The sequence below is a fragment of the Anaerohalosphaeraceae bacterium genome (assembly GCA_035378985.1).
In the GTDB taxonomy this organism is placed as follows: domain Bacteria; phylum Planctomycetota; class Phycisphaerae; order Sedimentisphaerales; family Anaerohalosphaeraceae; genus JAHDQI01.
Genome location: DAOSUR010000007.1, coordinates 1 through 21,851, shown reverse-complemented (window position 1 = coordinate 21,851; position 21,851 = coordinate 1). Strand labels below are relative to the sequence as shown.

Here is a 21,851-nt window from a genome sequence, read left to right as displayed (position 1 = left end):
ACAAAGATTTGCAGTTTGCCGCCGATTCCGTTATATTTCCAGCGAAAGGTATGGAACAACAGAGACTGACAGGCATCATTCGGCACCTTCCCAATGCCCTGACGGTGGCCCGTCTGATTATGACGGTGCTTTTTCTGGGGCTGATTTTGTATGCGCCCCGGACCGGCCATCCCAAACCCGCCGGTGTTCTGATGACGGCTTTCACCTTATTTGTCCTTGCCGGAATAACAGACATTGTCGATGGTCCGATTGCCCGCCGATTCAACGTCACCAGCCGATTCGGACGGGTCGTGGACCCGCTGGCCGACAAAGTGCTCGTCTGCGGCTCGTTCGTGTGCTTTGCCCTCGTCGGACAGCCCCTGCTGGCCAATTTCCACCTCCCGGAATGGCTGGGGCACACCATCCGCTGGGGAACCGCCCTGCTGCTGACGGGACGAGAAGTGATTGTTCAGACCCTTCGGCATATCGCCGAAGCCAGAGGAGTGCCCTTTGGAGCGGTCGTTTCCGGCAAGATTAAAATGTTTGTCCAATCCTTCGGAATCGGCACCGTCCTGATTGGATGGGCCTTTGTCTCGCGGACTTGGGGAGACTGGTTTACCCTGATTACCTATCTGATTGTGCTGGGGGTTACTTTGTACTCGGGTTTGGAGGCGCTGCGGAGACCGATTCGCTAAGGGACTGCATCCGCTGAACATAGAGAATCAGCGGCACAGAAAGCAGCTGAGCGGCGGCGGAAAGCACCGAGGGCCAAAGCAAAGAATGTGTGTACAAAAACCCCATCAGGGCACTGCCGGCAAACCAGGCCAAACCGAAACCGGAATTGAAAATCCCAAACCCCGTCGCCCGGCGTTCTTTGGGAACCAATTCGGACACAGCCGCCCGCAGAATCGATTCGAGGGCCCCCATCCCGATTCCCCACAAGACCATTCCGGCCAGAAGCCCCCACCGAGAGGTCAGAAAGACCAGCGGTGCACAGCCCGCCGAAAGGACCGCCGCACCGGCCAGAACCATCATGCCCTTTTTGTCATACCATCGCCCCAAAACCAAAGCAGCAACAGCATCAATGCCCATCACCACCGCATACAGAAACGGAATCCACGCATCGCCCAGCAGACGGGTCGTCTTGATATGGAAAGCAATCAGCGGAAAATCCACAAAACCAAAGGCGATACAGGAAGCGGCCGCCAGATACAGCCAGAAAGCACGATGCAGCCCGCGTCTTCCGGAGGCCGTCTGCGTTTCCAGACTCGACGGACGCGGATACAGAATCCGAGCCAGCACCAGGGCCGTCAGCGCCAGCAGGGCCGGAATCAGCAAAACCGCAAAACCAAACCGGTAATCGCCTCTCCAGGCCAATACGGCCGAGACAATCAGCGGCCCCAGGACGGCGCCGATTTGGTCCATCGCCTCATGGATGCCGAAGGCCCAGCCGCGTCCGACCGAAGCGGCGGCATGCGAGAGCATCGCATCCCGCGCAGGGGTGCGCAGGGCCTTGCCGAATCGTTCGGCCATCAGCAGAACGGCGGCAATCTCCCACCGGCCCGCCAGAGCCAGCGCCGGCACAGCCAGCAGATTCACCGTATATCCGACCAGCGTCATCAGCCAATACCGTCCGGTGCGGTCGCTCACAAGACCGGAGAGGATGCGCAGGCCGTAGCCGAGCAGCTCGCCCAGACCGGCCACCCCTCCCACCACCGCCGCTCCGGCCCCCAGCACCGCCAGATACGGCCCGCTGATGCTGCGGGCGGCCTCATACGTCACATCCGACAAAAGGGATACCACCCCCAAAAGCACAACAAATCGCATCGCCGATTTTGATGAAACAGAGCTCATTCAATTATCCCGAATTTAATTTTTCCTCTGACCGGCATGCCGGCCTTTTCAAACACACGTTTTTCCGCATGAAGCCGACCTGTTCCCAGTCCGATTGCCGCCATGTCCATCACAGACAAAACGGCAGAATCAGGGCCCAAAACGCCCCTACCGCCAAAAAGACAAAAAACGCAAACGCCGCCGCCTGGGCAGCTGTTTTTCTGACCTGCCGTTTATCCGGATAATGATGGACATACTCCTGATACGTAATCAGATACGCCGCCAGCGCCGCCAACGGACTGAAGATAACCGCCAGACTGAAAATCAGCCCAAACATTTCCGTCCCGTTCAGATTTTTTCGAACGGATTGGCAAACACAGCCGCTTTTCCTAATTCCGCCTCGATTTCCAACAGCCGATTATACTTGGCAATCCGCTCACTGCGGCAGGCAGAACCGGTTTTGATTTGTCCACCGCCCATCGCCACGGCAAAGTCCGCCATAAAGGCATCCTCCGTCTCCCCGCTGCGGTGGGAGATGACATAACCCCAGCCGACCTTCCGCACAGTTCAATCGCCTCCATCGTTTCCGTAACGGTGCCGATCTGATTGAGCTTAATCAAAACCGCATTGGTTGACCGCTCCCGAATTCCCCGGGCGATAAAACGGGTATTGATCACATAGAGGTCATCTCCGACAATCTGGCTCGCCGAAACTGCGTTTCCGCAATCTCCAAGGCGCCGCGAGAGAGCAGATACATTCCCAGTTCATCCCGATCGTACCCCAAATACCGGCTGGGGCGAAGCTGCTCTTCCCTGCGGTCATTCCTGTCAGGCCGGCTGAATCTCTGTTTCTTCATAGAAAACCGTCCGGCACCTGTTCCACGGCTCGTTTTACAGCCGTCTTGGCCGAATCGTCATTGCCCCGGCAAGCTGAATTGCCGACGGAGAAAAAAACGTTTTCATTGCGAGTCCAAAAAAGTTATGACGGAAAATGCCACAAAACCGGCAGAATATTATGCTCATGCAGCAGTTCCAGCAGGTCTTCCACCTGCGGCAGCAGCAACACCCCGATTGTATCCAGAGCAATCCGTCGAACGGCCTTCACATTTACCTCAACGTATTCCGGGCTCTGATAGGCGGAAAATCGGGGCCAGAAGCGGGGAACCCTCCTCTGGTACTCCAGATAGGCCGTCCCAAACCTTTCCTTCAAATGGCTTTCTTCCATGATAACAGTGAGAAAATGAACCGGAATAATCACCGCCGGCACCAGCAGAAGCATCAGAAGATTTTCAAAACACAGCCCAACACCGATGGACAGCAGAAACGTCCCCACATACAGCGGATTGCGGCAGATTGAATACGGCCCTTCGGCAATCAATTCTTTGGTTTTTCGCCCTCCGATATAAAAAATACACCAAATCCGGACGGTCAACCCGCTCAGCAGAAACAGATATCCTAAGAATTCAACAAAGAAAGCCCGATACGAATCCAGCGACCAGGCGGGCCGTACAAACACCACCACAAAAATAATCGGCACAAAGAGCAGTTTCAAAAGGTCGATTCGGAGTTTGCGCAACTTCATTTTTCTTCTTTCCGAAAAGTTTTTTCATCGTATCGGTACGCAAAGATGTTGACGGTTTCGAGGGTAACCAGTCCTTCCTGAATCATTCGGTCCAGCTCCGGAAGGAATGCCTCAATGCGCTCCGGCTTATCGACAATCTCAATCACAATCGGCAGGTCTTCGGACAGCCGGAGAATCTTGGCGGTATGCAGTCGGCTGTGCGCCCCAAACCCCATCAGTCCCCGCAACACGGTCGCCCCGGCCATTCCCCGCTGACGAGCCAGCAGGACAATGGCCTCATAAAGGGGCTTGCCGTCCCACTTGTCGGCCTCTCCGATAAAAATCCGCAGCAATTGTGCTTCTGAAGGCAGCTGCATAGTTCGCTCCTTTGTCAAATCCATTTCCCGATTGTCAGTCCCGCAATCATCCCCAGCAGCCCTACACCATTCTGCAAAATCAGATTGCCGGCAGCCCAGAACCACTGGGAATCATCGATCATCTGCGCCGTTTCAAACGCAAACGTCGAAAACATTGTGAACGCCCCGAAAAACCCCAGAAAAATCACCAGTTTCATCTGCGCGGGAATATTCAGACGCAGTTCAATCACCGCCCACAAAAGACCGAACAGAAAACACCCGAGAATATTGACCAACGCCGTCCCGACAGGAAACGTTGTGGAAAACGTCCGATGAACAAATCCCGAAAGCCAGTAACGACAAAGCGTCCCCAGGGCTCCGGCAAAACCCAAATAACATAATTTCTGCCACATGGTTTTTCTCCTGCGTCAACAGTTCAGCAGGATGCTTGAAGCGGGAATGACAAAAAGACTCCCGCAGCATTCATCCTGCAGGAGTCATCAGCTCGCAGAGCGGTTCAAGGGGGACTCCATCCCCTCTGTCAGCATCTTTAGCCGAAAAAGGGCAAAAAGTAAAGTTTTTTATGAAAAAACTTCCGATTGAGCAAAGGCTGCATCCCAGTCCTTCCAGACGGGGTCTTTGCCTTTGGAACGAATCATTTGGGCAATCTGGGCGGGCGTCCGGGTGTCGGCGACGGCAAACTGTTCGGCCGTATCGTCATGGCCGGTATAGCCGCCGGGGTTGGTTTTGGAGCCCGCGCTCATACTGGTCACACACAGTTCCACCAGATGGTCGCGCAGCTGGGCACGCTCCCGGGTGGACAGCACAATCCCCGCATCGGCAAAACACAGCCGCAGCGCCAGCATCATCTGCACCAGATTCCGGTCCGAAAGCAGATGCGGCCAGTCTGACGGAGCCCCCAGAGCGGGTCGAAGCCGCGGAAACGAAAAGGCCGCCTGCGAACGCCAGTATCGTTTCATCAGATATGCGGCGTGTTCCGCCAAAGCCAGCGTCTCCAGACGCCAATCGGTCAGCCCCAGCAAGACCCCCAGCCCAATCCGGCGCATGCCGGCGGATGCAAACCGGTCCGGTGCCAGCAGCCGCCGGTCATAATCCTGCTTGGGACCGGCCGGGTGATAATACGCATAGGCCGCCCGGTCGTACGTTTCCTGATAAAGCGTTACGCCGTCAATGCCCGCTTCAAAAAGGGTTCGGTACTCCTCCTGCGTCATCGGATAAATCTCGACACTCAGGGAACTGAATCGCCGGCGGAGCCGAGCCGCCAGCTCCGCCAGATACGCCGTCGTCACAAAGGAACGGTCTTCGCCGCTGACCAGCAGAAGATGACGGAATCCTTCCTCCGCAATCACCTCCGCATCCGCCAGGGCCTCCTCGACAGACAGACGCGTCCGCTCAAAAACCGTATGCCGATTGTAGCCGCAGTAGCGGCAGCTGTTGATGCACACATTCGATACATACAGCGGAGCATACAGCTGAATGGTGCGTCCAAACCGCTGAACCGTCAGACGGGCGGCCTGCTGAGCCATTTCCTCCAGAAAATCTTCCGCAGCCGGACTGAGCAGCGTCAAAAGCCGCCGAAACGAGTATTTGCCGGGCAGAACAGACAATTCCCTCTGCACATCCTCCGGGCGGATTCGAAGCATCTGCTCCGTCCAGACCTGCCGGTCATGGTCGAGATTTTTTTGAGCCAGAATGGTTCGAATGTCTTCCATCATCCGCCTACTCACTCCGCAGAAATCCGGTCAGAGGACTGGAGGCCTGCGCCGTTGTGCTTTTGGGCGGCAGTCCCGCCTCCCAGGCCAGACGGCCCGCTTCGACGGCCTGCTTAAAGGCCGCCGCCATCCGAACCGGGTCCGCTGCCGTGGCAATCGCCGTATTGACCAAAACGGCATCCGCCCCCATTTCCATCGCCTCGGCCGCATGAGAGGGCGCCCCCAGCCCTGCGTCCACCACCACAGGAACCGTCGCCTGCTCAATGATAATCGCAATCGAATCCTTCGTCCGCATCCCCTGATTGGACCCGATGGGGCTGGCCAGCGGCATCACCGTTGCACAGCCGATTTCCTGAAGCCGTTTGGCCAAAACCGGGTCCGCATGAATATACGGCAGCACGACAAACCCCTCCTTGACCAGGATTTCAGCGGCTTTGAGCGTTTCCGTGCCGTCCGGCAGCAGATAATACGGGTCGGGCGTGACCTCCAGTTTGACCCAGTGAATCCCGCTGGCAGCGCGGGCCAGCCGCGCCAGACGAACGGCCTCCGCCGCATCGCGAGCCCCGGACGTATTCGGAAGCAGCTGGTACCGTGTTCGGTCAATGGCCGACAGCATATCATCGCAGGGATTTTGAATATCCACACGGCGGAGGGCCACCGTCACCATTTCCGTTCCGGAAGCTTCAATCGCCGCCGCCATCACACTCGTCGAGGCAAACTTGCCGGTCCCGACAAACAACCTCGAACGAAACGATTTGCCTGCTATCACCAGTGAGTCCATCAGGGCTCCTTATCCGGATTATTCATGCAGTTTATCCGCCGCCGACAAAGCGAACCAGTTCAATCGATTGACCATCCCGCAGAACCGTCTGCGCAAAACGCTCACGGGGGATAATCTGCCCATCCACCTCGGCCACAACAGCCGCTTTCTCCATCTGCAGCTGCTTTAATAAATCCGCCAGCGTGGCCGGCTGCTCCGATGGTTCAAACGTCTGCGGCGTTCCGTTAATCTTTAATGTCCAGCTCATTGCGCACCTCGCGACAGTCGCCTATGCTTGAGGTCCATCAGGGCTTCGACAATAGCGTTGGCCTGATGATAGGCCGCCACGCCGACCCGTGCGGCCGTCAACGGAATTCCCGGGCCCGTCCCGCTGACTCCATCGCCGACCAGAATCAGCCGATTGTTGATAGGACGCGTCACAATGTCATTGCTGGCTCCCCACCCGGCCAGACCGCTGACCGAAACAATCACCTTATCGGGCATTTTTGATAAAACTGTCTCCACAATCATCTGTTTCTGGTCCGCCCGGTCAAAACACTCGGCAATCACATCCGCAGAAGCAAAAAGCGATTGGACCGTTTCAGGGGTCAGGCGAACTTTATGCCCTTCCAACTGGGCTTCCGGCCAAATCCGAAGCAGGTTTTCGAGGGTTGCATCAACCTTCCAGCGGCCGATTTGGTCATAAAAATACTTTTGACGGTTGAGATTGCTGGCTTCCACGCGGTCAAAATCAACCAGAATCAGTTTGCCGATTTTCATCCGGACAAGGGCTTCGGCCACATTAGACCCCAGACCGCCGAGTCCGGCGATTCCCACAACAGCCGATTTTAATTCATAAAAGACAGGCGGAGTCATTGTTGGGCCTTTTCGATAACAAAAAAACGCTCCCGAACTCGGGAGCGCATCGTGAATTTCAAACTTGTGCCTCCCTACGCCGGTATTAGCCGGATCAGGTTCAAAGGGTTGGTCTTTCCAGACCTCTCAGCGTCGGCAGATGCCTTGCGCTCCCCTGACACGTCTCTGTTAATACGGACAAAATAAAAGAAGGTTGGATGGTTTGCAAGAAGATTGTCAGTTTTTTCTTGTTTTCTACCTCTATTATCTGGTATTATGCTTCTCTATGTCTAACACGACAAATATAGCCAAACCGAAAAGCCATCTGCAGACGAGTCGGCTTTTTCTCAGAGAGTTCCTGAGAAATCCGACCCGAATCGGAGCCATCGCTCCGAGCAGCCGCGTGCTGGCGCGAGAGATTGTGCGTCTGGCCCATGTGGCCGAAAGCCAAGTCGTTGTTGAATACGGCGCGGGCACCGGGGCTTTTACAGAAGAAATTCTGCGGTGCAAAAAACCTGAGGCCTCGTTTCTGGCGATTGAAAGCAATCCGGCTCTCGTTCAGGTCCTTCGAGAGCGTTTCCCGAATTTAGTGATTCTTGAACACAGCGTGGAGGAAACCCCCCGTCTTCTTCGGCAATTTCAGTTTGCACACGCCGACAGCATTGTCTCCGGACTGCCCTGGAGCAGTTTTTCCGAAGAGCTGCAGGACCGGCTCCTGAAGGCCACGTTGGAGGCCCTGCGTCCCGGCGGGGTGTTTGCGACGTTTGCCTATCTGACGGGCCTGATGCTGCCCAGCGGCATTGCCTTCCGAAAGAAAATCAAATCGCTCTTCAGCCGCGTAACAATTTCTCCGGCCGTCTGGAGAAACCTCCCCCCCGCTGTCATTTATCAGTGCATTCGTTGAAGAGCTCAAATCCACAAGAAGTTCAAAACAAGAAAAGAAAAAACACACGGCCCCCACAGAAGAGACCGTGTGAAAAAGTTTCCGCTTTTAGACTGCCCTACCGGCGAAATTAGGCCGCATTGGGCTTGGTGCATCCGCCGCAGCAGGAGCAGGAATTCTGCCCGCATGTGCAGGGGGAACATTCGCATTTTTCACAGGTGCACCCGCTGGTGCATTTGCAATCCGTACACGAGCAATCGGTACAGGTGCACGCACTGCAGCAGGCAGTTGCAGCCGTCAGCGCATCAGCACTGCATCCGGCCTGTCCATGCGAAGACATTCTTAATGCACCGCCCGAAAAAGCAACCGCCAATGCGGCTGTGCCGGCCAAAATCACAAACAATACCGTTTTATTCCTCATGGTTCATTCCTTTCATTCAGAAAGCTTCAGGTTCTTTTTCAAAAAAGTGAGACTGAACTCGAAAAAGAACGAATCAACAGTTCAGCCGATAAAGAAAGGATTGGGCACGTGCAGACCAGCCGTACACAAGCCCGGGGGTTTGCTGTTCTGAAAAAACTTGATGGAGTTCGTTCTCTTCACTCGACAGAGACGTTAAGGACGAGTTAGAAGTTTTATTCTCATAGGAGAAAAAGTCACGATTGCGTTCGGCAGGAACGGCCTGAGCAGACTGAATTGTGCATCGACAGGAGGGTACGGAAGCAAGGGTGCAAAAAGAAATCTCGGATTTTGTGATTTGTTCGGAACAGCAGGAAACTTCTTCAGGTCCCGCTGCACTCTTTTCGTGTGTACAGCATTCACACTGAACGCAGCGAAGGTTTGCCGCTCCTCCAAAGGCCATAGCTATGACCGAAAGGAAAACCAGATGATATTGTCTCAGACCAGTCATCTTATTATTCCTATTTTATTTCAGGTTATTATATTATACCACATTTCTCAGAACTGTGTTCGTAAAAATCAGATGGGTTCAACGAGCAGGTCGTATCCTTCCCGGCCGACAACACGGGTTTGGATGAACCGCCCCGGCTGGACAGGCGGCCCTTGAAGAAGACAAACGCTGTCAATATGGGGGGCTTGACCATAAAAACGTCCGATAAGATTGCCGTTCTGATCCGCCTCATCCACCAAAACGGTCAATTCTTTGCTTTTCATTTCATCCGCTTTTCGAAAGGCAATTTCCTGCTGGGTGAGCATAAGTCGATTTAATCGCTCTTGTTTGATCGAATCCGGCACTTGATCCGGAAGGTCTGCCGCCTTGGTTCCGGACTCGGCAAAATAAGGAAAAGCCCCGAGGGCGTCAAACTGGGCCCAGCGGATAAAATCAATTAATTCTTCGAATTGTTCATCGGTTTCCCCCGGAAATCCTACGATAACGGTCGTTCTTAAAACTATGTCAGGAATAGATTGCCGCAGTTTTTGGAGCAATTGGAGCGTGTTTTCTTTGGTATCAGGCCGATGCATCGCCCGCAAAATCGTGTTGCTGATGTGCTGGATGGGGATATCAACATAATGAACCACTTTGGGGCTTTGGGCAATTTTCTCAATGAGGGCCTCATCAACGGAGGCCGGATAGAGATACATCAGACGAAGCCAATGGACTTTTTCGATCTTTTCCAACTCACTTATCAGTGTTATCAAGCCGTTTTTCAGACCTATGTCCCGTCCATACGAGGTCGTGTCCTGAGCAATAAGATTGAACTCCAGAACCCCGTGTTCGGCAAGCTGTCGGGCTTCGGAGAGAACCAAATTGAGCGGCTTACTCCTGAATTTGCCACGGATGGCTGGAATCGTGCAGAAGGAGCATTGTCGGCTGCATCCTTCACTGATGCGAAGATACGCCCAATGGGAGGGGTTGATTAGAAGACGTTCGCTGTCGTCAAAGACCACATCGGATGAGGGCTGGAGAAATTGTCGAGTCGCCGGCTGTCTTGCCGGTGATTGGAGAACAGAACGGAGAATCTCCACAATTTGGTCCCTCTGGCCCAACCCGACAACGGCATCGATGTGGGGAATCTCCTCCAAAAGAGCTGCGCCCATCCTTTGGGACAGACATCCGGCTACAATAATTCTGCCGAGCCGGCCTTTTTTCTTTTCTTTGACGGCCCGGCGAATCACGTCCAGGGCCTCCTGCTTGGCCGGTTCGATGAAGCCGCATGTGTTAATAATGACGGCATCGGCCTGCATCTCACCGGTCAGGACGAAACCCGCCTGGCCGATTCGGGCAAGCATCACTTCGCTGTCCACAGTATTCTTCGGACAGCCCAGCGAAACAAAACCAACCGTAATTTGTTTGTTTCCAATTCCCTTGCTTTTCATTTTGGCAAAAGTACCACAATCGAGCCGCATTTTCTATGGGTATCTCATAAAATCGCGGTTCTTTTTACAGAAAAAAACGTTTTATCGCCGATATTGTCCTTAAAGCGTCAAAAAGCAGAAAGAGTCTGTCAACAGCGAGCGGGGATGTTTTTTTTCCGAAAATATCGGACCAGCCGTCAAACAAGCATTCTGCAGCAAGGAATGGTTTTGGGCGGCTGTTTGGCTATGGTGTGTTTCTGGGGCGGCTGTGCGCACGAGTCCGCCGACCAGAAAATCCGGACATTTTTTGAGCGAAAATCAACGGAAATCGAATCCCGGATTATCCTAAACGAACTCTCACAGGTCCGGGAGAATCCGCACATTGCCAATCCCCTGCCGACGATGTATCGCCAGCCGCCGCTTCGCCTAAAGGTTCCTGACGGTGTGAAGATTTTTTATTTCACAAAACATCATCCTTCCGGCGACCTTTCCTTCCGAAGTCCGGACAAAGCCAAAGAGAAAGAAGTGCATTCGCTTGCCGGAGCGGTTCGGGATTTGGGGTTTAAGGTCAGCTCGAATCCGACAACCAACCAGTTAATCATTCATTGTGCAGACGATGCAGAAGCGGACCAGGTTCTGCAGTTTCTGGAACGGCTGGATGTGCCCCCGATTCAGGTTCATATTGACTGCCTGATTCTGGAGCGGTTCGGCGACATCACAATGGACTGGGAGACCTCGCTGCTGATTGAAAATCTTTTCGGGGAAGGGGTGACGCTGGGGGCTTCCAAGTATCCCAAAGCGGCCTTCCCGGGGGCTTCGCTGCGGGAAAGCCGCCGGTCGGAGTTTGGAATGGATTTCGGATATTGGCATAAAAAAGGAATCGACGGGCATCAGATTCGTCTGGTAGTGGACATGCTCGAATCCCGCGGCTACCTGAAGATTCTGCTGAATCCGTCGATTGAGACCGTCAACGGGAAAAGTGCTACGATTACCATTCGGGATAATGCTCCAATCGAGCTTCAGGTAACCGCCAAAGGAACCTCTGAGACGAACAACACGATTACCTATACCCTTACAGACTACAAATGGGTGGCGGATACCCTGACGGTGACGCCGCGGGTGTATGCAGACGGCTCCATTGGTCTCCAAACCTCGATTACGATCGGCTCCAAGTCGAAGCCGGAAGGAGTGGTTCAGACGTCGATTATTACGGAACGTTCGATTCAGGTGGCGGAGAATCGGATTGAGCCGGGAAAAAGTCTGATTATCGGCGGAATGCGGAAAAGCGAAAATCGCTCCGTCATTCGGGGCATTCCGGGCCTGAAAGACCTGCCGATTGTGGGGGTACTCTTTTCAAGCAAGGATTTTGAAGAGAAGGCAACCGAGATTATTTTTATCCTGACGCCGAGCATTTCGTCCGGCAGCATTCCGTATGCCCAAGCGGCTCAGATGGTTCGCAGCAAATATGAGGCCCCGGAGCGAAAGCAGACTCTCGAAGAGATACTGGGCGACCCGATGGGGGCTGATATTTACACCAGTTTGATGGAAAAACGCACGGCCGAAGCCCGGGCGGCCCTGGTTAAGGCCCAGCGTGAGGCTGCGGAGGCGCAGCGGTTGGCGGCGGAGCGGCGGCAGCAGGCCCAATCGGCCCGTCAGCATGCCGAAGCGTTTGAGAGACTGCGAAAAGAGGCACAGCAGCAGATTGAACAGGCTCGTCAGCAGCTCGAAGAGAGCCGTCGGAAAGCGGAATCTGAAAAGATGACGGCGGCGGAACAGCAGGCACTTCGCGAACAGCTGGAACAGCAGATTCAGCAGGCCCGACAGGAGGCCCAGGCCGCCGAAGCCGCCGCTCTGGAGGCCCAGAAACGAGCCGCGGAACTGGAACAGCAGGCCGCTCAGGCGGAAGAAAAAGCCGCTCAGCTTCGCCAGGAACAGGAGCGTCTCCAAAAGAGTCAGCAGAAAACGGACGAAAAACAGCCGTCCGCAGAGCCGGTCCAGCAGAACTCTTCGGAACAGGAGCCCACCCAGACAGAACCAGAGAAGTAAGATGAAACGAGCAGCAATCCATTCTTTCTATCTGAAGACAGCCGACAGAGCATCAATGCTCCCGGCGGCGGTGCTGGCGGGAATGCTGTTCTGTGCAGGATGCGGCAGTTTTTTTGAAAAGCGGAGTACGGAGGTTGAAACGGCCCGTGTGCTGAAGGAACTGCGGGAAATCCAAACCAAAGCCCAGACCGCCAATGCCATGCCGGAACTTTATCTTCAGCCGCCCAGCCGTCTGGAGATTAAGGACGGCATAAAGGTCTTTTATTTTACCCGTCACCACTCCGCAGAATACCTGGCCGGACTGGTTCGAGAGCAGATGGATATTCAGGCCTCTGCGAACGAATCCACCAATCAGCTGGTGCTGTACTGCAAGGACCATCCTCAGGCGGATGCCGTTCTGGCCTATCTGGAGAAGATTGATGTTCCGCCGATTCAGGTGAATGTGGACTGCCTGATTTTAGAACGGTTCGGCGATGTCACGATGGACTGGGAAACCTCCCTCTTTATTGAAAACTTTCTGGGAGAGAATCTTACTCTCGGCGAAAAATTGGCCACGTTCTATTACGGAGAAAGCGGCGGAAAACATTACGCTATCAAAAACGGGCAGATTTTCGAGATAGACCCGTCGAAATATTCCGGCCTTTCGTTTAAGCCGGGAGAGCTGATTGACCTGGACCCGGCCTTTCCGGGGGCCTCTCTTCGGGAAACGGAACGGGCTAACTTCGGCGGGGATTTCGGCTATTGGGTGGACCGCTGGGTGCCGGGGCATCAGGTCCGGGCCGTGCTGGACTTGCTGGTGTCCCGCGGTTATCTGAAGATTCTGCTCAATCCGACGCTGGAAACCGTCAACGGAAAGCAGGCAACCGTAACCATTCAGGATTATACACCGGTGGAAAAGGTGAAGACGGGCCTGGGCGGAGCGAGCGACGCCTACAACATTACGGAATATGTCTGGGTGCAGGATACACTGACGGTGATCCCGACCGTCTATTCGGACGGTTCCATCGGACTGGCTGCCTCCATCAAAATCGGCTCTCGTTCCAAGCCCGAAGGGGTTATCCAGCGTTCGATTATCACGGAGCGTTCGATTGAAATCGCAGAGACAAGGATTCGACCGGGAGAAAGTCTGGTCATCGGCGGGATGCGCAAGAGTGAAAAGCGGTCCGTGGTTCGAGGGATCCCGTTCTTTAAGGACCTGCCGATTATCGGATATTTGTTCTCCAGCAAAGACTTTGAAGAAAAAGGCACCGAAATCTTCTTTATTCTGACGCCGAGCATTTCCGGCGGAGGCAGGCCGTTTGAGACTGTAACGGAGGATATCCGCAGAAAATTTGAAAAACCCGGATTTGACCTGGACCTGGAACCCGGCATTCTGGAGCCGTTCTGGGGCGGTTCCTATCGGGATTTGATCGAAAAGCGGGCTGCTCAGATGGAAACTCGCCGAGTCAAGGCAGAGGTGCAGCGAGAGGAAGCCCTTCGCCGGCTTCAGGAAGAAGAACAGCGTTATCAGGCGGCATTAGAGGAAGCGGAGCGGCTTCGACAGGAGGCCCTGAAGCTTCAGGAGCAGGCCGCCCAAGCCCAGCGGGAGCTTGAACAGGCGATAGAAGCAGCCGCGGAGGCTGAACAGCATCGCCGGACCACACAGGAAACCACCACCGCCCTTTCGGAAGAGGTTCGGAAGGCATCTGAGGAAGCCCGGCAAAAACAATCGCAGATGGAGGAAGCTCGGGAGCGTGCCGTTCAGGCGGAAGAAAAAGCCCGTCAAAGTGCCGAGGCGGTCCTGCGGCTTCAGGAAGAACTGCGTCAAATTGAACAATCCAAAGAAGAAACGCCTCCGCCGCAAACTGAGCCGACTCCGCAGCCCTGAAACTCCGGAAAATTACAGGAAATCCTGCCGGGTTTCGTGGGGGAGGTCTTCAAGGGGACAACCTCGACAGGCGGCTTTGGGTTTGCAGAAGTCCTTTCCGCACCGCACAAGGAGGGCATGGTATTCATTGAAAAGGACCGTGTCTTTGGGAAGGGTGCTTTCAAAAAGAGACTGTATCTCTTCATAGCCGGCCCCCTCCTCAAGAAGGTGATGCCGTCCAAGGATTCGCGCGGTGTAGGCATCGACGACAAAGACGGGTTTTTCGAGCGCATACAGAAGAATGGAATCCGCCGTTTCCGGCCCGATTCCTCGGATGGACAAAAGCTCCTCCCGGAGCCGGCCGGTCGGCAGTTCTTTGAGCGACTCAATTTGTCCGCCGCACTTTTTCGAAAGCCAGGCAATCAGATTTTTCAGCCGCTGGGCCTTGATGCGAAAGTAACCGGCGGGCCGAATCAGCTCCGCCAGGCGGTCCGGAGAAATCCGGTCAAGTTTGCGGATGTCCAGAAGCAATGAGGCCTTCAGGTTGGCAATGGCTTTTTCGACGTTTTTCCAGTTGGTATTCTGCGTCAGAACGGCCCCAATCATGATTTCAAGCGGCGTTTCTCCAGGCCACCAGTGCTGCGGGCCGAATCGGGCGTAGAGCCGATGATAGATATCCATCAGGGTTTCGGAACGCATTGATTTTCCTTTCCGGTCTGGTAAATTGTCTTTACTTTTCTGCAAAGGAATTTTACTGTTTCAAGTGCCTTGTGAAAAGGAAGAAGCCCCCGCAGAACGGGTGAAAATGAGCCGAAAGCGAAAACATCGGGATTCGTTCCGTCAGCTGATGACGTTTGTTCCGGATACCTATATGGACCGGACAAGCCGTCCGATTTACGCCCTGGTCTATCTGCTGGGCTTTATTCTGCTGTATGAAATGGGAACGTACCTGATTGACCCGGCGGCTCTTTCGGAGCGTCTGGCCCAGCCGCAGACCCGAGTGGTTGCGTTTTTGTGGGTCCAAAACGTTCTGGAGTACCTGGGGTTTTCTCCCCGAATGATTTGGGTAGCTACCCCGCTGGTTCCGCTGGTGATTCTGCTGATTTTTCAAATCACCTCCAAAAGTCCCTGGCGGATTCACTGGCCGGACTTTTTGCCGATGACAGGCGAGTGCCTGCTGCTGTCGGTACCGCTGATTGTCCTTAGTCTTCTGCTGAATCGGACGACGGAAATCTCTTCCAATGCGGCCCTGCTTCTTTCCTCCGCCGTCGGCCTAGCCCGTCAGGAGCTGTGGCTGCAGGTCATCACCGGCATCGGGGCGGGGATTTATGAAGAACTGGTTTTTCGGCTGATTTTAATCGGCGTGTTGATGCTCCTGTTTCAGGATATTCTGGGATTCACGCGAAAACAGTCGGTCATCGGGGCAGTGCTGGTGTCAGCCTTTCTGTTCAGCGTGCATCATCATGTCTTTTTTGTGAACGGCCGGCTGGGCACCGGCGAGGCCTTTGAGGGAAGCAAGTTTTTCTTTCGGATGATTGCAGGCGTGTATTTTGCTGTGCTGTATGCGTTCCGGGGGTTCGGCATCACAGCAGGCACTCACGCCTTTTACGACATTCTGGCAGCCGTTCTGAACCTGCTTGTCTTTCAGTGAAATCTCTGAAAAAGCAAAAATTTCTCAATTTTTCTGCACTTCTTTAGTCGTTGTTTCGTACAGACTTGCAAAAATTAAGTCCGATAAAGCGGACTGAACCGTTTTTTCAGTATTGATAAGGGCCTTGATTTGTCTTTTTCGGCTTTGGTATAATGAGAAAAGACAAACAGGGATTTGCACAGAAAGGCAGGAAAGCAATGGATGTTCCGAAGACCAACCTGGCAGTCAGCGAATTGACCTTCTCCCTTTTTCAGCGTCCGCTGCATCCTGAACTGTTTCGGATTTACGCACGACGGCATCTGAAAACGGAACGGTACGAGATGCTGCTGTGGGCAACCGGCTGTTCGCACGTGGTGAGTGTTTTTGCAGACGACAACTGCCTGACGGAACTGATCAGCGGTCCGGACCAGCCGCTGCCGCGCCGAGGACTGGTGGAGCGGTTTCCGTTTCGAGGACCGCGGACCCACAAATGCACCCTCAGCCGCGGTTTGAGTTATATGACGGACTTTCAGGTTGAAAAGATGAGTCCGAATCTCTATCGGCAGAGCCACATCGATTTGCAGCGGTTTGCCCGGAACCGGGGGCTGTTTGTCGCCTTTGGAAGCGTCTCGGCTGAGGGACTGGAGCCGTTCAGTTATATCGATTTTGAGGCCCGCCGGGATGAACTTCACATTCATGCATTTCACGCGTTCCCGGAGCAGCTGACGATTATCAAGACTCAGTCGCTGTTTGATATGCGCGGCTGAGCCGACCCCCAAAATCCGTCAGGAAGCGGTGCCTTCCGAAGCAGTTTGACGGGCCCGCTCCTGCAGGATATCCATTTTCCCGCGGATTTCCGCCGCCATTCGGCTGTTGGGAAAATGCTGAACAATCTGCCGGGCGGCGTGCAGGGCCGCCTTCCAGTTTTTCTCCGTAACCGCCATCTGGAATTCAACGCCGAGATTGTGCAGCTTGGTTTTAAAGACGGTGCTGGCGGATTCCTGAAGGGCTAAGGCCTCCGCCGGAGTCAGATACATATCCAGCTCTTTGAGGATTTCCAGACTGCGGTCGGTTTCTTTGTTTTTGACCGCCTTGTCCCATTCGGCCAGAAGTTTGCGTTTGTACTGGTTTTTCTTTTCCTGCAGTTTGGCGGGCATCTGCCGGGCTTTTTCGGAGAAAGAATAGAGCGTCAGCAGATTTTCAATCTGGGCGGCGGCCTGCGCCCACAAGTGCCGCTCGAGCAGGTCGTTGATGTGATTGATAATCTGGTTGATTCGTCCCTCTTCGGTGGCCGTGCGGTATTTGACGGCCATCTGCCGCAGGCGGGATTCCAGCTCTTTGTAGCGGGCCTCTTTGGCCATTTCATCGAGCATGGCCTCCGCCGCTTCAAAATCGTGCTGATGCACTTTGCTCAACACAGCTTCGCCCAGTTCAATTTGTTCGGCATCGCGGAAAATAATTTCTTTGGCCCGGTCGCTGACGCGGACGGCCTGAGAGATTTTCACCAGCAGAGTCTGCTGACGTCCGAGTGATTCGAGGGTCTGCTCCATTTTTTCAATCACAGCGTGAAGACACAGAGCAATATCGTTCAGATACAGCAGAACGGCGATGACCCCGATAGAGGCGGTAATCAAAAACAAAAAAACAGAAGGCAGCACCAAAAAGCTGAGAACTTCAAACAGCCGGCCGGCGGCAAAACACAACAGCGAAATAACAAACAAACTGATAAAAATCAGAAGCCAAAGGAAACCTTTTCGGTAAGCCGGCTGTTTTGGAGACAGTATAAAATCCATTTTTTCTCTCCTAGGAGGGGCTCTCTGGCTCCCAAATTGTGCAAAAACTGTTCTCGATTCCTTCTCAATGGTAATCAGACCGGCGGGATTTGTCAATCTTTGGTTTTCAGGGGCGCGGGTGGTACTTTCGATGAATGGCTTTGAGGCGATTGTGGTCCACGTGGGTGTAAATCTGGGTGGTTCGGATGTCGGCATGACCGAGCATTTCCTGAAGCGAGCGCAGGTCGGCGCCGCCGGCCAGCAGGTGACTGGCAAAACAGTGACGGAGGGTATGGACGGTCAGCTTTTTGGGCAGACCGGCACGGCGGGCGTATTTCTTGACAATTCGCCACAGTTCGATTCGGTCCAGAGGACGACCGGTTCGTGATAAAAACAAGGCAGAACCGCTGAATGGTTTGGCCAACTTCGGACGCAGGTTTTCCAAATAGGCCTGAACGGCTTGAGCCGCCGGACGTCCTAAAGGAACGATGCGCTCTTTTCGTCCCTTGCCGAAGCAGCGGACATATCCGACGGACAGGTTTACGTCTTTGATTTCCAGAGCGGCCACCTCCGCAGCGCGGGCCCCGGTCGCGTAAAGCAGTTCGAGAACCGCCTTGTCCCGAAACCAATACGGGTCATCGGGGCCGGGCGCATCCAGCAAAGCAAAGATTTGCTCTTTGGAGCATACAGCGGGCAGTTTCTGCCATTGCTTGGGGCTTTCGAGCGTATCGATGAAGGTCTCTTTTAAAAGACCCGTCAGCACAGCAAATCGAAGCATCATTTTGACGGCAACCAGATGTCGGCTCAGGGACGCCTCTGAAAGCCCGCAGCGGGTTTGCAGATATTGGTAAACGACGGACGGCTGAATATCCTGGAGCCGATGAACATTTCGGCTGCGGCAAAAGCGGGAAAACTCCAGCAGGTCCCTGCCGTAGGCCAGAATTGTATTGGCCGACAGACCCGCCTCGACAAGCAAATAGTCGAGAAATTGCTCAACAATTTTCCCGAGGGGCTGCTCGGCCAGGCGTTTTCGGACATTTTGGATTTGGACATTCAGTTTATTCATTTCTTCTTTCTTATCGACAACCGCTTGCCCGGAGGTTGAATAACGGACAGCGGGAGGGAAAAAACAAAAGGATGCTTGAGAAAAGAGAGGATTCCGGATACAATTTTGCATTAACTTACAGGGAGACAGGTATGAAACAGAAAAGGATTTTTCTCGGATTTGTCCTGGTACTGCTGGCCGGCTGCGCTTCGACAAAGCAGAGCCAACAGACAGAGCCGATTTGTCTGGAATCGGTTTCGATGGACCAGGTTTTTTCTGCGGCGGAGCAAACCCTGACCCGGATGCAGTTTGCCATCGAAAAATCAGACATTCAGGCAGGCCGAATTATCACCTATCCGCTTCGAGGAGCCCAGTTTTTTGAATTTTGGCGCGGGGACAATGCCGGCCCTTCCGATACGGCCGAGGCGAGCATGCACAGTCTTCAGCGAATTGCGGAGATTCGGATGGAAGCAGAGGGCAATCGGGTCTGCGCTAACTGCCGGGTGCTGGTTCGGCGGCTGAGCATTCCGGACCGCCCGCTGGAGGGAATGAGTCGAGCGGGAGGTTTTATCACAGACAGCGGTACCCGCCGGCAGTCTCTTCAAATGAGACAGGAGGTTCTGGCAAAGGCGGAGTGGATTGATTTGGGGACGGACCCGCGGCTGGAACAAAAAATTCTGCGTTCGATTCAGAAGACAGTTTCTCACGGAGGAAAAGAATGAACATCCTGGTTTGCGGCGGGGCCGGCTATATCGGCAGCAACATGACCGAGATGCTGGCTCGGGCGGGACATCGTCCGGTTGTGCTGGACAATCTGAGCAAGGGACATCGAGCCGCCGTGCGAAGTGCGGAGTTTGTGCAGGGGGATTTTGGAAATCTGGAGTTTACAGTCGAGGTTCTGAAAAAACATCGAATCGAAGCCGTAATGCATTTTGCGGCCTTTATCGAGGTCGGCGAGTCGGTCGAAGCGCCGCTTCGCTATTATGACAACAATGTGAGCCGAACGCGGACTCTGCTGGAGGCAATGGAGAAGGCGGGGGTGGAGAAGTTCGTCTTCAGCAGCACGGCGGCGGTGTATGGGATGCCCCGGACGATTCCAATCCCGGAGGACCTGCCGAAAGACCCCATCAATCCCTACGGAGAGACCAAATGGGCCGTAGAGCGGATGTGTCATTTTCAGTGTCAGACGGGACGGCTTCGCTACGCCGCGCTTCGCTATTTTAATGCGTGCGGGGCGGGTTTTGATGCTCAATTCGGCGAAGACCATCGCCCGGAGTTGCATCTGATTCCGCTGATTATTCAGGCGGCGATGGGAAAACGGCCGTCCATCAGGATTTACGGCACGGATTATCCGACGCCGGACGGCACGTGCATTCGCGACTATATCCATGTGGAGGATTTGTGTTCAGCGCATCTGCTGGCTCTGGAGCGGCTGGCGAACCAGCGCGAGCTGGTGTACAACCTGGGCAACGGAACCGGCTATTCCGTCCGTCAGGTGATTGACACGGTGCGGCGTGTGTCAGGGCGTTCGTTTCGTGTGGAAGAGACGTCCCGCCGTCCGGGCGACCCGCCGGTGCTCACAGCCGATGCCTCCCGCGCCATTCGGGAATTGGGATGGAAAACCCGGTATCCAGACCTGGAAACCATTGTCGAGAGCGCCTGGAGATTTCATACGGCGCATCCGGACGGATACGAGTCATAACGCAGAGGCAGCAGACCGCCGCAGGCGGATGACGGATTACGAAGCATTTCAGTCAGGAGGATGAAATCTTGGTCAGGAAGAGAACAGAAAGGTCCGGACCGGTCCATCCAAAATCGGTCCGCCGGCAGGTGATTCGTTTCCTTCGGGACTATAAAATGGATGTCCTCGATGTGGATTTTGAGGAGAATGTCGGCCGGTTTCTGGCGGAGATGCAGAAGGGGCTTGCCGGAAAGAAAAGCACGGTGGAGATGATTCCGACGTATCTGGAGGCGGATGCGGATGTGCCGGTCGGACAGCGGGTGATTGTCGCCGATGCCGGAGGAACCAATTTCCGATCGGCTACGGTGATTTTTGATGAGCAGCGAAGACCGATTCTGGAGAATTTGCGGCTGTTTTCCATGCCCGGCATCGAAAAAGAGGTCTCGGCGGAGGAGTTTTTCAAAATTATGGCCGGTTATTTTCGCGACATCGGGGATGCCTCCGAGCGGCTGGGATTCTGCTTCTCGTATCCGGTGGAGATGTACCCGAATAAAGACGGGCGGCTGCTCCGCTTTGCCAAAGAAATTAAAGCCCCGTCGGTCATCGGTCAGATGATTGGCGAGCGGCTCAATGAGGCCCTTCAGGCCGCCGGACTGGGTCGGAAACATATTGTGCTGCTGAATGATACGGTGGCGACCCTTTTGGCGGGCTGCGGGTATCAAAACCGAATCTTTGGGGGAATGATCGGCTTTATTCTTGGAACCGGGACAAACTGCTGCTACATCGAAAAGAATGCCAATATCCTCAAGAAAAAGGATTTGGATTTAAGCCGCAGTCAGATTATCAACACGGAATCCGGCGGTTTTGGGCATTGTCATCGCGGCAAACTGGATATTCGATTTGACAAGTCCACAGTCAATCCGGGCTCACAGAGGTTTGAAAAAATGATTTCGGGGGCGTATTTAGGGGGCCTGCTGGGTCTGGTGATTCGGCAGGCGTGCAAAGACGGGCTTTTCAGCCGCCAAGCCGCCGAGCCGCTGTCAAACCTGGAAAATCTGACTACCAAGGAGATGAATGAGTTTCTGGAGCATCCCTACGGTACAGGCCGTCTGGCGGCGGCGGTGCGGCAGGGCTTGCCGGAGGATGTGCAGATTCTTTACGGACTGGCGGACCGCCTCACGGAGCGGGCGGCAAAACTGGCTGCACTGAATCTGTCCAGTGCAGCCCTTCAGTCCGGTCAGGGGACAGACCCCACACGTCCGATTTGCATCGTGGCGGAGGGCACGACGTTTTACAGAATGAAGTCCCTCAAAAGCCGTGTGGAGTTTTATCTGAAAGACTATCTGGAAAACAAAAAAGGAGTTTTCACCGAAATTGTCAGTGTGGACAATGCCACGCTGGTCGGTGCGGCAATTGCGGGATTGACGAATTAAACAGGCCGGGCGGCGGACCTCAAGCAATTCCGTCCAAAAACCTCCCGACAGCATCTGAAGCGGTTCACTTTTCCTTTTTAATACTTTTTTCGAAAACGGGCCGTCGGGATATTCAGGATTTTTCG

The 21,851-nt window shown here is 54.4% G+C and carries 25 protein-coding genes, 1 pseudogene and 2 riboswitches; of the genes and pseudogenes, 9 read left to right on the top strand and 17 right to left on the bottom strand.

Annotation, left to right across the window (positions count from 1 at the left end):
• The first annotated feature begins 50 nt into the window (after positions 1–50).
• On the top strand, positions 51–674 hold the full coding sequence (locus PKY88_06595; protein ID HOQ04864.1) for a CDP-alcohol phosphatidyltransferase family protein: 624 nt from the start codon (positions 51–53) through the stop codon (positions 672–674).
• Here PKY88_06595 and PKY88_06590 read toward each other — a convergent pair.
• From PKY88_06590 to thiF, 11 genes and pseudogenes are all read right to left on the bottom strand, one after another.
• Entirely contained in the window at positions 628–1,833 is a 1,206-nt protein-coding gene (locus PKY88_06590; GenBank protein ID HOQ04863.1) for an MFS transporter, read from the bottom strand. The two genes, PKY88_06595 and PKY88_06590, sit on opposite strands and share 47 nt — an antisense overlap.
• A gap of 109 nt (positions 1,834–1,942) precedes the next feature.
• Complete coding sequence (locus PKY88_06585; protein ID HOQ04862.1) at positions 1,943–2,149, bottom strand: hypothetical protein; 207 nt, start codon at positions 2,147–2,149, stop codon at positions 1,943–1,945.
• Between the two features lie 11 nt (positions 2,150–2,160).
• Positions 2,161–2,513 (bottom strand): annotated as a pseudogene (gene eno, locus PKY88_06580) (phosphopyruvate hydratase).
• Positions 2,486–2,668, bottom strand: a complete 183-nt coding sequence (locus tag PKY88_06575) for a hypothetical protein (GenBank protein ID HOQ04861.1) — start codon at positions 2,666–2,668, stop codon at positions 2,486–2,488. The pseudogene eno and the gene PKY88_06575 overlap by 28 nt, the downstream one beginning before the upstream one ends.
• Positions 2,669–2,790: 122 nt before the next feature.
• Positions 2,791–3,393: an isoprenylcysteine carboxylmethyltransferase family protein gene (locus PKY88_06570; protein HOQ04860.1), complete on the bottom strand. Its 603-nt coding sequence runs from the start codon at positions 3,391–3,393 to the stop codon at positions 2,791–2,793.
• Positions 3,390–3,749, bottom strand: a complete 360-nt coding sequence (locus PKY88_06565) for a DUF190 domain-containing protein (GenBank protein ID HOQ04859.1) — start codon at positions 3,747–3,749, stop codon at positions 3,390–3,392. Before PKY88_06565 ends, PKY88_06570 begins: the two co-directional genes overlap by 4 nt.
• A 14-nt stretch (positions 3,750–3,763) precedes the next feature.
• Positions 3,764–4,141, bottom strand: a complete 378-nt coding sequence (gene crcB / locus PKY88_06560; GenBank protein HOQ04858.1) for a fluoride efflux transporter CrcB — start codon at positions 4,139–4,141, stop codon at positions 3,764–3,766.
• Positions 4,142–4,212: 71 nt separating this feature from the next.
• A riboswitch (Fluoride riboswitch) is annotated at positions 4,213–4,274 on the bottom strand.
• A 35-nt stretch (positions 4,275–4,309) separates the two neighbouring features.
• Positions 4,310–5,464 carry a 2-iminoacetate synthase ThiH gene (gene thiH / locus PKY88_06555; protein ID HOQ04857.1) on the bottom strand — a complete coding sequence of 385 codons (1,155 nt, stop codon included), beginning with the start codon at positions 5,462–5,464 and terminating at the stop codon, positions 4,310–4,312.
• Positions 5,465–5,468: 4 nt separating this feature from the next.
• Positions 5,469–6,242 carry a thiazole synthase gene (locus tag PKY88_06550; protein HOQ04856.1) on the bottom strand — a complete coding sequence of 258 codons (774 nt, stop codon included), beginning with the start codon at positions 6,240–6,242 and terminating at the stop codon, positions 5,469–5,471.
• A gap of 31 nt (positions 6,243–6,273) precedes the next feature.
• The gene (gene thiS / locus PKY88_06545; protein ID HOQ04855.1) at positions 6,274–6,489 is read right to left on the bottom strand and encodes a sulfur carrier protein ThiS; all 216 of its coding nucleotides are present in this window, start codon (positions 6,487–6,489) and stop codon (positions 6,274–6,276) included.
• On the bottom strand, positions 6,486–7,097 hold the full coding sequence (gene thiF, locus PKY88_06540; GenBank protein HOQ04854.1) for a sulfur carrier protein ThiS adenylyltransferase ThiF: 612 nt from the start codon (positions 7,095–7,097) through the stop codon (positions 6,486–6,488). The genes thiS and thiF overlap by 4 nt, the downstream gene beginning before the upstream one ends.
• A gap of 54 nt (positions 7,098–7,151) precedes the next feature.
• A riboswitch (TPP riboswitch) is annotated at positions 7,152–7,263 on the bottom strand.
• Positions 7,264–7,362: 99 nt separating this feature from the next.
• On the opposite strand from thiF, the gene PKY88_06535 reads away from it, so the two are divergent.
• A complete protein-coding gene (locus PKY88_06535) occupies positions 7,363–7,980 on the top strand; it encodes a methyltransferase domain-containing protein (GenBank protein ID HOQ04853.1) in 618 nt (205 codons plus the stop codon).
• Between the two features lie 109 nt (positions 7,981–8,089).
• Here PKY88_06535 and PKY88_06530 read toward each other — a convergent pair whose 3' ends face one another.
• The 3 genes from PKY88_06530 to rimO form a co-directional block, all read right to left on the bottom strand.
• Complete coding sequence (locus tag PKY88_06530; GenBank protein HOQ04852.1) at positions 8,090–8,380, bottom strand: hypothetical protein; 291 nt, start codon at positions 8,378–8,380, stop codon at positions 8,090–8,092.
• 73 nt (positions 8,381–8,453) lie between these two features.
• Positions 8,454–8,867 carry a hypothetical protein gene (locus PKY88_06525; GenBank protein HOQ04851.1) on the bottom strand — a complete coding sequence of 138 codons (414 nt, stop codon included), beginning with the start codon at positions 8,865–8,867 and terminating at the stop codon, positions 8,454–8,456.
• Positions 8,868–8,935: 68 nt separating this feature from the next.
• Positions 8,936–10,294, bottom strand: a complete 1,359-nt coding sequence (rimO, locus tag PKY88_06520; protein ID HOQ04850.1) for a 30S ribosomal protein S12 methylthiotransferase RimO — start codon at positions 10,292–10,294, stop codon at positions 8,936–8,938.
• Positions 10,295–10,501: 207 nt separating this feature from the next.
• On the opposite strand from rimO, the gene PKY88_06515 reads away from it, so the two are divergent.
• Positions 10,502–12,319 (top strand): hypothetical protein, encoded by a 1,818-nt coding sequence (locus PKY88_06515; GenBank protein ID HOQ04849.1) that lies wholly within the window; start codon positions 10,502–10,504, stop codon positions 12,317–12,319.
• A gap of 1 nt (position 12,320) precedes the next feature.
• Positions 12,321–14,186, top strand: a complete 1,866-nt coding sequence (locus PKY88_06510) for a hypothetical protein (GenBank protein ID HOQ04848.1) — start codon at positions 12,321–12,323, stop codon at positions 14,184–14,186.
• Between the two features lie 12 nt (positions 14,187–14,198).
• On the opposite strand, the gene PKY88_06505 is transcribed toward PKY88_06510, so the two are convergent.
• A complete protein-coding gene (locus PKY88_06505) occupies positions 14,199–14,864 on the bottom strand; it encodes an endonuclease III domain-containing protein (GenBank protein ID HOQ04847.1) in 666 nt (221 codons plus the stop codon).
• Between the two features lie 64 nt (positions 14,865–14,928).
• On the opposite strand from PKY88_06505, the gene PKY88_06500 reads away from it, so the two are divergent.
• Positions 14,929–15,816 carry a CPBP family intramembrane metalloprotease gene (locus PKY88_06500; GenBank protein ID HOQ04846.1) on the top strand — a complete coding sequence of 296 codons (888 nt, stop codon included), beginning with the start codon at positions 14,929–14,931 and terminating at the stop codon, positions 15,814–15,816.
• Between the two features lie 197 nt (positions 15,817–16,013).
• Positions 16,014–16,562 (top strand): DUF2617 family protein, encoded by a 549-nt coding sequence (locus tag PKY88_06495; GenBank protein HOQ04845.1) that lies wholly within the window; start codon positions 16,014–16,016, stop codon positions 16,560–16,562.
• 18 nt (positions 16,563–16,580) lie between these two features.
• Here PKY88_06495 and PKY88_06490 read toward each other — a convergent pair whose 3' ends face one another.
• Positions 16,581–17,588, bottom strand: coding sequence for a hypothetical protein (locus tag PKY88_06490; protein HOQ04844.1), 1,008 nt, complete (start codon positions 17,586–17,588; stop codon positions 16,581–16,583).
• Positions 17,589–17,694: 106 nt separating this feature from the next.
• Positions 17,695–18,633: a site-specific tyrosine recombinase gene (locus PKY88_06485; protein HOQ04843.1), complete on the bottom strand. Its 939-nt coding sequence runs from the start codon at positions 18,631–18,633 to the stop codon at positions 17,695–17,697.
• Between the two features lie 131 nt (positions 18,634–18,764).
• Between PKY88_06485 and PKY88_06480 the strand changes: the two genes are divergently transcribed.
• The 3 genes from PKY88_06480 to PKY88_06470 all read left to right on the top strand — a co-directional run bounded on the left by PKY88_06480 (position 18,765) and on the right by PKY88_06470 (position 21,726).
• Positions 18,765–19,334, top strand: coding sequence for a hypothetical protein (locus PKY88_06480; GenBank protein ID HOQ04842.1), 570 nt, complete (start codon positions 18,765–18,767; stop codon positions 19,332–19,334).
• Positions 19,331–20,314 carry a UDP-glucose 4-epimerase GalE gene (gene galE, locus PKY88_06475; protein HOQ04841.1) on the top strand — a complete coding sequence of 328 codons (984 nt, stop codon included), beginning with the start codon at positions 19,331–19,333 and terminating at the stop codon, positions 20,312–20,314. Before PKY88_06480 ends, galE begins: the two co-directional genes overlap by 4 nt.
• 68 nt (positions 20,315–20,382) lie before the next feature.
• On the top strand, positions 20,383–21,726 hold the full coding sequence (locus PKY88_06470) for a hypothetical protein (GenBank protein HOQ04840.1): 1,344 nt from the start codon (positions 20,383–20,385) through the stop codon (positions 21,724–21,726).
• The last annotated feature ends 125 nt before the right edge of the window (positions 21,727–21,851 follow it).